At 65.1% G+C, this 12078-nt stretch carries 11 protein-coding genes and 2 pseudogenes; 5 read left to right on the top strand and 8 right to left on the bottom strand.

Annotation, left to right across the window (positions count from 1 at the left end):
* Positions 1 to 5 precede the first annotated feature (5 nt).
* Together eccD and mycP4 are read left to right on the top strand one after the other, a co-directional pair.
* The gene (gene eccD, locus G6N41_RS13170; RefSeq protein WP_198967857.1) at positions 6 to 1388 is read left to right on the top strand and encodes a type VII secretion integral membrane protein EccD; all 1383 of its coding nucleotides are present in this window, start codon (positions 6 to 8) and stop codon (positions 1386 to 1388) included.
* Positions 1385 to 2758 (top strand): type VII secretion system ESX-4 serine protease mycosin MycP4, encoded by a 1374-nt coding sequence (mycP4, locus tag G6N41_RS13165; RefSeq protein ID WP_198967856.1) that lies wholly within the window; start codon positions 1385 to 1387, stop codon positions 2756 to 2758. Before eccD ends, mycP4 begins: the two co-directional genes overlap by 4 nt.
* Here the strand turns inward: mycP4 and G6N41_RS13160 are convergent.
* From G6N41_RS13160 to G6N41_RS29570, 5 genes and pseudogenes are all read right to left on the bottom strand, one after another.
* A pseudogene (locus tag G6N41_RS13160) lies at positions 2648 to 3019 on the bottom strand (type VII secretion protein EccB); the annotation flags it as partial. The gene mycP4 and the pseudogene G6N41_RS13160 sit on opposite strands and share 111 nt — an antisense overlap.
* Positions 3020 to 3029: 10 nt before the next feature.
* Positions 3030 to 3899, bottom strand: coding sequence for an IS5 family transposase (locus G6N41_RS13155; protein ID WP_407663815.1), 870 nt, complete (start codon positions 3897 to 3899; stop codon positions 3030 to 3032).
* Between the two features lie 149 nt (positions 3900 to 4048).
* Positions 4049 to 4657: a sensor domain-containing protein gene (locus G6N41_RS13150; RefSeq protein WP_198967573.1), complete on the bottom strand. Its 609-nt coding sequence runs from the start codon at positions 4655 to 4657 to the stop codon at positions 4049 to 4051.
* A 324-nt stretch (positions 4658 to 4981) separates the two neighbouring features.
* Positions 4982 to 5707 carry a hypothetical protein gene (locus G6N41_RS13145; protein ID WP_231608955.1) on the bottom strand — a complete coding sequence of 242 codons (726 nt, stop codon included), beginning with the start codon at positions 5705 to 5707 and terminating at the stop codon, positions 4982 to 4984.
* Positions 5708 to 6124: 417 nt separating this feature from the next.
* The gene (locus G6N41_RS29570) at positions 6125 to 6310 is read right to left on the bottom strand and encodes a glycine betaine ABC transporter substrate-binding protein (RefSeq protein WP_259594286.1); all 186 of its coding nucleotides are present in this window, start codon (positions 6308 to 6310) and stop codon (positions 6125 to 6127) included.
* On the opposite strand from G6N41_RS29570, the pseudogene G6N41_RS13135 reads away from it, so the two are divergent.
* A pseudogene (locus tag G6N41_RS13135) lies at positions 6306 to 7179 on the top strand (IS5 family transposase). The gene G6N41_RS29570 and the pseudogene G6N41_RS13135 sit on opposite strands and share 5 nt — an antisense overlap.
* Here the strand turns inward: G6N41_RS13135 and G6N41_RS13130 are convergent.
* Together G6N41_RS13130 and G6N41_RS13125 are read right to left on the bottom strand one after the other, a co-directional pair.
* The gene (locus G6N41_RS13130) at positions 7176 to 7877 is read right to left on the bottom strand and encodes a glycine betaine ABC transporter substrate-binding protein (protein WP_231608954.1); all 702 of its coding nucleotides are present in this window, start codon (positions 7875 to 7877) and stop codon (positions 7176 to 7178) included. The pseudogene G6N41_RS13135 and the gene G6N41_RS13130 overlap by 4 nt on opposite strands.
* A 74-nt stretch (positions 7878 to 7951) precedes the next feature.
* Entirely contained in the window at positions 7952 to 8737 is a 786-nt protein-coding gene (locus G6N41_RS13125; protein WP_020730398.1) for a VOC family protein, read from the bottom strand.
* 761 nt (positions 8738 to 9498) lie between these two features.
* Here G6N41_RS13125 and G6N41_RS13120 point away from each other — a divergent pair.
* Positions 9499 to 9930, top strand: a complete 432-nt coding sequence (locus G6N41_RS13120) for a hypothetical protein (protein WP_198967571.1) — start codon at positions 9499 to 9501, stop codon at positions 9928 to 9930.
* A gap of 239 nt (positions 9931 to 10169) precedes the next feature.
* Here G6N41_RS13120 and G6N41_RS13115 read toward each other — a convergent pair whose 3' ends face one another.
* Complete coding sequence (locus G6N41_RS13115) at positions 10170 to 10481, bottom strand: YcaO-like family protein (protein WP_020730397.1); 312 nt, start codon at positions 10479 to 10481, stop codon at positions 10170 to 10172.
* A gap of 471 nt (positions 10482 to 10952) precedes the next feature.
* Between G6N41_RS13115 and G6N41_RS13110 the strand changes: the two genes are divergently transcribed.
* Positions 10953 to 12005, top strand: a complete 1053-nt coding sequence (locus G6N41_RS13110; RefSeq protein WP_321573810.1) for a PPE family protein — start codon at positions 10953 to 10955, stop codon at positions 12003 to 12005.
* Positions 12006 to 12078: the final 73 nt, after the last annotated feature.

Genomic DNA, 12078 nt, shown 5'->3' with positions numbered 1-12078 from the left:
GCCCGATGTTGTCTGGATCCGAACCGGGATTGTGCCGTGTCGCCGTGCATTCCGGGACTGCCGTCGTCGATCTTTCGCTACCGGCGGCGCTACCCGTCGCCGAGTTGATCCCCGCCATCGTCGAGAGCCTGGGCGGCCGCGATATCGGCGCGGCGCCCACGCGCTATCAGTTGTGGCCGCTGGGCGCGGGGGCGCTCCCGCCGTCAAAGTCTTTGGCGCAAAGTGGTATTCGAGACGGCACCGTCTTGGCGTTGAACCGCTGCAGCGCCGAGCCGGCACCCGGGCCGCATGACGACGACGCTGAGGCGGTACTGGCAACGCTTCGCGGTAGCACCCGGCCGCCGTCGCGGCGCGCCAAGGAACTCACCGGCGCGCTGACCGCGGGTGGGGTTGGCGGGGTCGGCGCCGTGCAGCTGGTTCGCGAGGCGCTGGGCAACACCGACCGCCACGGCGCGGCAACCGCGGTCGTGGCGATCACGTCCGGCGTCCTGGCCTTGCTCGTCGCCGGCATGACGGGACGGACCGGCCGGGAGCCCACGGCGGTGTTCACGCTGAACGTCATCGCCACGACGTTCGTGGCGGTCGGCGCACTGCTGGCGGTTCCAGGTCCGCTGGGTGTGCCGAATCTGATGCTCGCCGCGATAGGAGCGTCGGTCGCCGCGGCGCTGGCGATCCGGCTGACCGGTTGTGGTGGAGTCACCTTCACCGCCGTCATGTGCTGCGCGATCGTCATCGCCGCGGCCGCGCTATGCGGTGTGATCACTGGCGCCGCGTTGTATGTCGTCGGCTCATTGACCACGTTGGCCGCCCTGGTTGCGCTGGAAGTGTCGGCCCGCGTGTCGATGGTCGTGGCAGGTTTGTCCCCAAAGCTTCCCGCAGCGCCCGGGTCCGAGGAAGCACCCGAGTTGGCGGCCCCGGATCTGTTGGCGACCAGGGCCGTCCGGGCCGATCACTGGTTGAACGGCCTGCATGGCGGATTCTCATCGGCTGCGGCCCTGGGCGCCGTCGTCGCCGTGCTTGGCAGTCAGCGCGCCATCGGACTCACCGCGGTCACCGGCGCGGTGTTGCTGCTACGTGCGCGCGCGCAGGTCGACGGGAGGTCCCGGTTGATGTTTTTGATCGCCGGATATGTCGCGGGCACAGCCGCATTCGCTGTCGCGGCCCCCGGCCTCGCCCAGCACGGACCGTGGGTCGCCACCCTGACCGCGGCATTGACCGCCCTGGCGCTGCATCTGGGGTTCATCGCGCCCACCCGGCCGCCTTCGCCCATCGCTTGTCGACTCATCGATGCGCTGGAGTTCAGCGCATCGGCCAGCCTGCTGCCGCTGGCCTGCTGGACCTGCGGTGTCTTCAGCGCCGTTGGTGGCCTGGGACTGACGTGGACATGACCTCGCGATTCGGACACCTGCTGGCGACGTGTGCACTAGCCGCACCGTGCTGGTGCGCCATGCCGGCGGTGCACGCGGTGACACCACCCCCGGTGGACGAAAAGTGGTTGCCGCAACCCGCGCCGCCAGGCCCGCCAAGCCGCACCCGGCAGCGCGAGGTGTGTGCGGCGGCTACCTGGGCACCCGAGCGACCCGAGGCTGCCGCCCAACTCGCCGGCCTCGACTTACCCGAAGCGTGGCGGCTTACTCGCGGATCCGGTCAGCGGGTGGCCGTGATCGACACCGGGGTGGCACACCACCGACGGCTGGCACACCTGGTGGCGGGAGGTGACTATGTCTTCACCGGAGACGGCACCCAGGATTGCGATGCGCACGGCACCATCGTTGCCGGCATCATCGCCGCCGCACCTGACTCCGCGACAGACCAGTTCAGCGGTGTGGCTCCCGATGCCACGGTGATCGGTATCCGCCAGTCCAGCGCCAAGTTCTCCCCCGTCGGCAACCGCTCCAGCACCGGAGTCGGCGACGTCGACACCTTGGCCCGAGCCGTTCGCACGGCCGCCGATCTGGGCGCATCGGTCATCAACATTTCGACGATTGCCTGTGTTGCGGCCGAGAGCCCACCCGATGACCGAGCCCTCGGCGCGGTTTTGGCGTACGCCGTCGATGTGAAGAATGCCGTCATCGTGGCCGCGGCCGGAAACACCGGCGGTGCCGCCCAGTGCCCATCCCAGCGCCCCGAGACATCCCGGGATACCGCGACCGTCGTCGTCAGCCCCGCCTGGTACGACGACTACGTGCTGACCGTCGGTTCGGTCAATGCCAACGGGGAGCCCTCGGCGTTCACCCTGGCCTCACCCTGGGTCGACGTCGCCGCCGGCGGCGAGAACGTGACCTCGCTCAACCCCGTCGGCGACGGAACCGTGAACGGTCTTGACGACCACGGTGGCTTCCGACCGCTGTCGGGCACCAGCTACGCCGCTCCCGTGGTCAGCGGACTGGCCGCGCTGATTCGCGCTCGGTTTCCAGCGTTGACCGCGCGCCAAGTCATGGCGCGGATCATCTCGACCGCCCATCATCCGCCCCATGGCTGGGATCCCTTCGTCGGCAACGGCACCGTCGATGTGCTGGCGGCGGTGAGCAGCGACCCCGCTGTGCAGCCGACTCCGGCCCAGCCCGGTTCGCCGACCCCAGCCGCGCCGGTCACCACGCCGCCCGCCCGTCCGGATCGCCGGGCCCGGATTACCGCATTGAGCGGATCAGCGATCTGCTTGGTGGGGTTGCTGGCGGCATTGGCCTCCCGGGCATTCGGTGGCCGGTCCGGGAGCCGGCACCGGCGGATCCGCCGCGACGACGTCGTAGGCGACTGACGCGTTCGCCCCGCTCAGTTCCGGCCCCTCCGGCAATGTCGCCAGCATCGGCCACGGCGCCGCCGTCGGAGTCAACAGCCCTAGGTGACGCGCCGTGTCCTCGTCGCGAATCAGATACCGCACTCCGGCATCGGTGACGAGGTAGCGCCGGCCCAGGGGGGCACCCGCCCCGGAGAGCCCGCGCGATGTCACGTAGGCGCTGCGGCCCGGCGGCAGGTAGACGGCGTCCAGCGCGGGGCCGCGCCCGTCGGCCTGGACTAGGTCCTGTCTGCTAATTGCGGACGCGGTGGTAGGTGATGATGGCGGCCAGGGTGACATCGCCGAGGTAGGTCAGGGCGTATTTGTCGTAGCGGGTGGCGACCGCGCGCCAGTGTTTGAGCCGGTTGAAGCTTCGCTCGACGGTGTTGCGGTGCTTGTAGATTCGGCCTGAGAACCCCGGAGGCCGTCCTCTGTTGCGGCCTTTGGCTTTGCGGCGGGTGATCTGGTCGCTGCGCTCGGGGATGGTATGGGCGATCTTGAGCCGGCGCAGCTGTGCCCGCGTCGAGTCATGGGAGTACGCCTTGTCCGCCAGCAGGCGAAACGGGGCGTATGAGTTGCTGCACCGGGCGGCCAGCAGTGGCCAAAGCATCGGATTATCACCGGCTTGACCGGCCGACAGTGCCAGGGTGACCGGACTGCACAGCTGGTCGGTCAAGGCGTGGATCTTGGTAGTCAGCCCGCCGCGGGAACGCCCAATGGCGTGGTCATCGGGCTCATCGAGATATTTCTTGTAATTCGACAGATCCCCTGTGCGGCGCCGGGGCGCTCCGGCTGCGTGTTGGTGGGCGCGCACACTGGTCGAATCGACCGACAACAGTGCGCCCAGGTCGGCGTCCTCGGCGTCGAGGTCAGAGGCGATCGCCGCGAAGATCCGCGCGTAGATGCCATCGACCGACCAGCGTAGATGCCTCTCGGCCACCGATTGCCAGGGACCGAAGTGCTCGGGCAGGTCACACCACGGAGATCCCGCACGGTAACGCCAGATAATGCCCTCCAGAGTACGTCGATGATCGTTCCACGGCCGGCCACGCCGCCGCCCCGCAGGCAACACCGCCACGATCAGCGACCACAAATCATCAGAAATCGCATGCGTCCGCATCACCCAAACAGCATCAGCCAAAACACCATTCACATTAAGCAGACACGCCCTAGAAGATCCCAAGGTCCTATTCGCTGGAATTTCTCTAAACCAGAAGCCGAATTGCTCGCTGTCGCCGTTGGCGAGCTGCCGCCCAGAACGGGCCTGAGTAACTACTTCATGCGATCGGTGATCGCATCAACTACAGCATTCGCTGTCTGCTCAGACTGCGGAAGACCCAACACCGCCACATCAATCAGTACCGAAGATTGCAGGCGATACATCACATTCCATCGATCCGACTTAAGGGCCACGGTCGAGGGATTCGGCTGAGCGATTGTGAAATCGTAGTGTTTAGCCTGCATATCGGAACATGCTGTCAGCGCCGGAACAAGTCGATCGAACGCGTCGCGCGCCGCACCATCATCCGGATAGATGCCGATCCCCTGTGTGACAACCGCAGCCATATGAGGTTGCCCCGGCCCGGTGTTGATTGTTCCGTTGTATGTCACCGACCGAAACTGTGCCCAGCCGCTGCCGAACACAACGTTCTGGTCGAAGACCGCACGGCATGGCCCCGGAGCGTCCGAGTCCGTGTGGCGCGGTGAGCGCACGTCTGATCCCTGCTCTGACGTGAGGCCATCGAAGCTAGCGATACGGCGCACGTCATCGATGCCGACGATCAAGGAGTCGGTAGTCACGCCCGGTGCGGCTTCGGCACTTGTGTTGACACATGCGGATATCGCGGCGACACAACAGCCGATGACCGCCGAGTTGCCCACCGCAGCCACCACCGAGCGAATCGCGGACAGAGACCCACCCGCCGATCGCCGTCGCCAAAGGAATTGCGAATTCATCGGATTGAAGATCGCAGAACTCCTATCCCAGGTCAATCTGCTCTTCACAGCCCGAAGCGACTAGCGGCTCGCGCGCCGGAACGCTGGCGAGTCCATTGAGTCGTATGGCACGACACGCGCGCAGTTCTCCGCTGGCGCGCAGAACGACGATTGCCCCGGATTGGCGGCATCGGTAGCCATCGTCTCACCGGTTGCACACTTGGCGGCACCCGGTATCCCCGGGGAGGGATAGGTCGCGGCTTCTGGTAGCTACTCCGGCGGTGCCTCGTTGAGGGTGTCGCTGTCGGCGGTGACGCCCGCGGTGACATCGAGCCGCATGGCTTCCAGTTCCGAGTCCGCTACCAGATCTTCAATGCAGGCTTGCGAGGCGCCGAGGTAGGTGCTGTCAAAGTCGATTTCGGTGGCTAGGCACCAGGTGTGGTCGTCTGGCCAGCACAGGTTGGCGGAGAGGTGCCACGAGTGGCCGCTGTCGGTGCTCAATGACTGGGTGAGTGCGGCGAGGGGGCCGTGAGCAAGATGGTAGTCGCGGTTGGGGAGCGCGAAGGTCGGTCTGTCATGAAAGGCCTGGTAGAGTTCGCCGCGGCCGGCCCACACCGCAAACCAGCAGTGGTCAGCGATCGTGGTGTGGTGCGACAGAACGCGGGCGAGCGAGGCAGCGGTGCCGGGAGGCAGCGTTCCTACCGTTGGTGCTTCGTCGAAGAGACCGGGTTGACTATCGGAGTACCCCGAGACATATCGAGACCGGTAGCCGATCAATCGGGTGAACTGCATCTGCGGATGGACGATTTTTCGGTTAGCTCGGGCGATCTGAGCCCAGCTCACGGCGTCACCGTGGTTGTCGGCGGGGTGGAACACTCGAGCGTAGGCGGCAAAGGTGTCCGGGACTACCGACCCGACGTTCTCAGCAAAGCTGCGCATGCTTTCGGTCAACCACCGCGCCGAGCCGAGATCATCGACAACCTCCAAACCACCCACCGCAACCACGTCATCTACCGTAAAGCGCCCGGTACAAAGTCGCACGTGCTTCGTTTCAGGAAACTCGAGAGTGATCCGATCCCTCTCGCAGAATGTTGTAGACGTGTCTCTTCAGGTTGTGGTCGTCAGGCTCTCGCCAGTGTCAGTGCAACTGGGTACACCGGGAAAGCCCGACGTGCAATGGGCCTTTCTTGATCGGCACCTCATAGACCAGGGCTCCACCTTGACTTCTTACCGGACGAGAATGCGAAATCGGGTTCCTGACTGCGTTCGGGTCGATCAGCCACGTTGTCCAGTGCTGATCGCGCGCCCCCGGTGAATCAGTGGGACCGACTATCGGGGACCTCCCACGCCCAGGCGAGATTGGCTGCGGTGCAGCGCAATCCGTCAGGTGCGGATCGGCAGCAGCCGAGACGGTCAGCCGTTCCCGTCCGGTTCGCCGATCACCCGGCCGAGATCACTGATCTTCGTCAGGCCGTAGTGCGCCGCGGTCGAGGCGGTCACGACGATGCCGTTCTTGTTCTGCGCTGGCGCCGGCTGCAGAGCGACTAGGGCGTGTCTGCTTAATGTGAATGGTGTTTTGGCTGATGCTGTTTGGGTGATGCGGACGCATGCGATTTCTGATGATTTGTGGTCGCTGATCGTGGCGGTGTTGCCTGCGGGGCGGCGGCGTGGCCGGCCGTGGAACGATCATCGACGTACTCTGGAGGGCATTATCTGGCGTTACCGTACGGGATCTCCGTGGTGTGACCTGCCCGAGCACTTCGGTCCCTGGCAATCGGTGGCCGAGAGGCATCTACGCTGGTCGGTCGATGGCATCTACGCGCGGATCTTCGCGGCGATCGCCTCTGACCTCGACGCCGAGGACGCCGACCTGGGCGCACTGTTGTCGGTCGATTCGACCAGTGTGCGCGCCCACCAACACGCAGCCGGAGCGCGCCCCGGGCGCCGCACAGGGGGATCTGTCGAATTACAAGAAATATCTCGATGAGCCCGATGACCACGCCATTGGGCATTCCCGCGGCGGGCTGACTACCAAGATCCACGCCTTGACCGACCAGCTGTGCAGTCCGGTCACCCTGGCACTGTCGGCCGGTCAAGCCGGTGATAATCCGATGCTTTGGCCATTGCTGGCCGCCCGGTGCAGCAACTCATACGCCCCGTTTCGCCTGCTGGCGGACAAGGCGTACTCCCATGACTCGACGCGGGCACAGCTGCGCCGGCTCAAGATCGCCCATACCATCCCCGAGCGCAGCGACCAGATCACCCGCCGCAAAGCCAAAGGCCGCAACAGAGGACGGCCTCCGGGGTTCTCAGGCCGAATCTACAAGCACCGCAACACCGTCGAGCGAAGCTTCAACCGGCTCAAACACTGGCGCGCGGTCGCCACCCGCTACGACAAATACGCCCTGACCTACCTCGGCGGTGTCATCCTGGCCGCCATCATCACCTACCACCGCGTCCGCAATTAGCAGACAGGACCTAGGCCCGTTCCCTGTAGCGCCTGGGCGAGCACGGCATGGGCTTGGGGCGGATCCGAGATCGAGCCCCGGCTACCGTCCAGGTACGCGAGGAGGCTGCCCACGTACTCGGGGACGAGGCCGACTGTGCCGTCGCGAAGCAGCGGAAAGTACGTGTCGCGGTTGCCGATCCCGAGGCGCCGTTCGACCGGGAAGCCGGCGCCCGCCAGCGCATGGGCGTAAAGCTCGGCCACGGTGACGCTCTCGGCGAAGTTGGCCGAGCCGACGACAATGGCCGGTTGGTTTCTGCGCGGTGTGCGCGGAGTCAGGCCGTGACACCGCTCGGTGAGGAATTCCGCCGCCACCGCCGCGGCAGATGCCCCGAGAAGGACGCGGCGATTGAGCTCGGCGAGGCGCTCGGTTGTGAGTTCCGCGCTCAGGGCGTCGATGCTCGCGGCGAGGTGCTCGCCGTGCGCCGCCCGCAACTCGTCGCGCAGGATCGGCGTGACACTCTCGGCTGGCTGGGCATGGCGGTCATCCTCGAGCAGAACGAAGTCGCCGGCGAGCAGACGTGGATCGGTGGTGAAGAGCACGCCGACCTGAATCTCTCCGGTTTCGAGCGCTTCGACGGTGCGCGGGCCGCCCGCATCGGTGACGCGAAATTCCTTGAAGGTCAGGCCGTATCGCGCGCGCGCAGCAGCGGCAGACAAAGCAGTTCGGTTGGGCACTCGGGACCGGAGCCGAACACCAAGTTCTTGGCCGGGATCACGTCCGGCTCCGGGCTTTACGGGTCAAGCTTGTCGCTTTCGAAGACCAGGAGGCTCGCCCCCTGCGGGTCTTGCAGCAAGCTGAAGACGCCCTTCGGCTGCTCGGTCGGCCCCGCGAGAACCGCGCCGCCGGCGGCGACGGCGGCAGCGCCGGTCTCCGCGATGTCGGTCACCACGAAGTAGGGCAGCCAACGCGACGGCACACCGGCGTCCGCCGCTGTCAGAGCGCGCATCCCGCCGTTGTCGCGCCCTCCCACACGAATCACCCAGTAGGGCACGGGCATGCCGGCGAGAAACTCGATGCGCCAACCGAATAGCTGCGAGTAAAAGGCGATCGCGGCATCGACATCCGGGGTGGCCAGCTCATTCCAGGTCAGGCATCCAGGCTCGTTCACGCAAGTCGCGCCGAAGGATCGACCGGGCTGACAGAGGTGGATGACGGACCCGTGCGGATCGCGCACGACCACCATCTTTCCTCGGTCTCCGAGATCCAGTGGCCCGGCGAGGATGACACCTCCCAATGCACGGGCGCGGGCGGCCGCTGCGTCGACGTCGGCGACCGAGATGTGCGAGTTCCAGCGCGTCTGATCACCGGCGGGGTCGGCCGCAGGCAGGGCATAGAGCCCGGCGACCTCCTGGCGGTCTCGGCACAACACCGTGTACGCGCGCCCGTCTGCCGTGCGGCGCTCCTCCGGTGTCCAGCCGAAGAGCTGGCCATAGAACAGTGTGGCCGCCTCTGGCTCGGTCGTGGCAAGGTCGACCCAGCTGAACGTCCCGTCCGCGTACCGGGTCCGCACTCCCATGAGGGGCAGCCTATCGAAGCACCGGCCACCTGCGGGCCCGTCTTGTTGGAGACATCAATAACAGATTTGCGCCCCCTCGTGCGCGTTCGACGAGAGCGATGCCGCCGCTGAACCAACCTTCTGGTATCCCCGCCGGAAGAAGCCGATCGAACGTGTCGCGCGCCGTACCCTCATCCGGATAGATGCCGATCCGCTATGTGACGACTGCAGCCATATGAGGTTGTCCTGAGCCGGTGGCGGTTGTTCCCGTGTGACGCGGTGAGCGCACATCTGTCCCGGGCTCGTCGAAGCTCGCGCGCGACGCACGTCATCGACGCCGACACAACAGCCGTTGACGGCCGAATTGCTCACCGCATCACCACTGCGCGAGCGTTCACTTGCTGGAAACGGCGGACAAGGGATCCGCAAGACACCTGAGCACCCCTGCCCGACTTGAAGAACAAGGCGGCCTAGACCCCACCAATCGCTGTCCACCGCCGAATACAAGGAGATGAACAGAACCGCTTTCCATCAGGTGGAGGCGGCCAAAGAGGTTGTGGCCTCAGCAGGCCCGAAACTTGACATCCGACAAACGCGGTTCCCAGATCGGCGGCCCCTGTGCCACTTCGGGTTACATCATTGGAACAGCGCATGCGCAACGGGGGCATCCGCGAATTCGCCCAACACGTAGTTGCAAGAGCAGAGCTGGCAGGTGCGCGGTCCGCAAGCGCGCTGCGCAGGCAGGAGTTGCCGCCATCGACGTGCGCGGAGGCTGTGTCACCGTGTCGGGAGAACTGCAGGGCAGCGTGATCGTCGAGCGGCGTGGAAATCCTCAGACGTACGGAGAGCTCGTGGACTACCTTCGCTGTGCAATAAGGGTGTTGCAGTCTATGGTCGGCGACCCGGACTCTGGCGTTGGCGAGGTCGCCGAGAAGGCGGCCATACATCCGATCCTCGAAACCGAAGCGGTACGGGACACCCTCTTCGAGGCTCTTGCATCTCTCCCCGATGATGCGCTCCGCAAAGTCCAGACTGAGATCAAGCACCGGTATGCGCTGTTCGCCAATGTTGAGAAGCCGAAATATTGGGGCCGCGACGAAGTCCGAGCCAGACGTCGCTGGCCGTCGAGCCGGACTAGATGCACGGCTTCCAGCGGCCGCACCTGCCGAGGAGCCGGCTTCGCTGACCTATACACGCCAAAGCCCGAACGGTGAGCAGTCCCGACACCGATGCTGTACGACAACAACGTTAGGGTTGGGGCTGATGATTCGAAGCCCTGACGCAACGGCGGCCCGGCACGACGGCCGAGCCCCCGTCGGTGATCATGTAGAAATGCTCCAGGCCTGGCACGTGAGTGTGCACGGTGGCTACGCCGTTGCTCGACGTGTGAACCTCGTTGAGGTAGGCGCTATAGCGATGTTGGGCGAGTTTGGCCGCCAGCTGGCTTAGGTGCTCAGATGGCGATGACGGGGTGCTGGTACCGACATATGGGGGTGCCGCCCGAAGATTTTGTCGGAGTTGTTAATTCGAACGCCGCGCACGCCTGCAGGCTCGGATAGTCGACGAGCAACTCGATAGCGCGCAGACGATCTGCGTCGTCAGCGTGCGTCAACTCGGCTTCGACCAGTTCGGTTAGCGCGCGATAAACGCTGTAATGCCGAGACAGCGAAGCCCCGGAACCGCGCCGTGAGCCGCCGCCCGGCGCGGTGGCGTACGCAAGCGTGACGGGTACGTCTAGGTCGGTGGTGATGTCGACCAGCCACACTTCACGTGAATCCACTGTTCAACAGCGTTTTTCGGTTGCCAACATGCCACGAGCCTAGGGTGTGGTAACGCGGTCTGCGACCGCCACACCCACACAGCGCGATGCCCCGGGCCTGGTGCTTGAATTCGCTGCCGGCCGTCGTGGCCGCACGGTCACAGGTTGCCTTGGTGGCGGTTGGTCGTGGGTGTGTGTTCCCGGACGGGTTGGTGTGTGATAGGGATTACTTGTGGTGCAGGCGCTGCGGGCGGGTAGGTATGAATCAGCTATGAGCGCCAAGGGTTTTCACCGAATCATGATTGACAGGCCGATACCGGATCGGTAGCTTCCCTCCAGGTCGCTGGCCGCGGTCGAGAAACCAGCGGTGTTGGCCGCGAATACGCCGAAGATCGTTTGTCTGTCAGTGTTTCTCAGGTTTTTAGGAGGCGTTGAGTGTTGTATGGGTTGTTGCCGCCGGAGGTGAACTCGACGCGGATGCATACCGGCGCGGGAGTGGCCCCGATGCTGGCCGCTGGTGCAGCCTGGGAAGGGCTAGCTGCAGAACTGAGCACCGCAGCGACCTCATTCGGGTCAGTAACGACAGATTTAGCCGGCGGCCCATGGCAAGGACCCGCGTCGGTAGCCATGACCACAGCCGCAGCTCCCTATATTGCGTGGTTGACCGACGCCGCCGGGCACGCCCACACCGCAGCAACACACGCCATCAGCGCAGCCAACGTTTTCGAAACCGCCCTGGCGACCACGGTGCACCCCGCAGTAGTCACCGCCAACCGGAGCCTGCTCGCCACCCTGGTCGCCACCAACCCGCTAGGACAAAACAGCCCCACGATCGCAGCCACCGAAGCCGCCTATGAACAGATGTGGGCTCAAGACGTCGCAGCAATGACCGCCTACGACAGCGGAGCCCGATCGCTGATCACCGCGTTGAAATCGGAAGAGAAAACACCCCCACCCGGCGATGTCACACTGCCCGAACCAATCCCAACAGCCACACCCAAACAACCCGCTGCTGGTGGTGGGCTGATGTCAGGCCTGGTATCACAACTGGCCAAATCCGCCATGCCACTAGCCATGGGTTTAGCCCCCGTAGCACTATCAGCGGGCATGTCAGCGCTCGGGCCAGCCATGTCAGCAATGGGCCCAGCCATGTCAGCAGCTGCTGGTGGCGCAGGCCCACTGGCCGCTGCCGGTGCCGGTATTGCCGGTATTGCCGGTAGCCAGGCGGGGGCGGTATCTGCAGCCATGGGCCAAGCTCATTCCGTGCGGGCGTTGTCGGTACCACCAACTTGGGGGGTATCACCGACCACCAGCGGGGCCAGTAACGCAATCATGGCTGCGACGCCATCAACGTCGAGCGGTGTTAGTGCTGTTGGTGCGCCAGCCGGTCGTTTGGGGGCACCGATGCCGATGGGCATGCCGATGGGCGCTGCCGGTGCCGCAGCCGCCGGCAGCAGCAGCGGCGGCGGTAGTGGTGGCGGGGTTACGGTGACCTCATCACGACCCAGCATCATCCCCCGCATCGTCTAGAGAAAAGCTGGGTTTGTTGTTTGTGGGTAGGTGATCGCCGAATTAGACAATCAAAGAATCGGATAGATCCGGG

Source organism: Mycobacterium shottsii (genome assembly GCF_010728525.1).
In the GTDB taxonomy this organism is placed as follows: domain Bacteria; phylum Actinomycetota; class Actinomycetes; order Mycobacteriales; family Mycobacteriaceae; genus Mycobacterium; species Mycobacterium marinum.
This window is presented reverse-complemented; position numbering and strand designations above follow the sequence as displayed.

What these genes read in the sequence shown, in the direction of transcription:
- eccD (WP_198967857.1), top strand. Translation starts at nt 6, where the DNA reads ATGTTGTCTGGATCCGAACCGGGATTGTGCCGTGTCGCCGTGCATTCC.
- mycP4 (WP_198967856.1), top strand. Translation starts at nt 1,385, where the DNA reads ATGACCTCGCGATTCGGACACCTGCTGGCGACGTGTGCACTAGCCGCA.
- G6N41_RS13125 (WP_020730398.1), bottom strand. Translation starts at nt 8,737, where the DNA reads ATGGGAGTGCGGACCCGGTACGCGGACGGGACGTTCAGCTGGGTCGAC.
- G6N41_RS13110 (WP_321573810.1), top strand. Translation starts at nt 10,953, where the DNA reads ATGCATACCGGCGCGGGAGTGGCCCCGATGCTGGCCGCTGGTGCAGCC.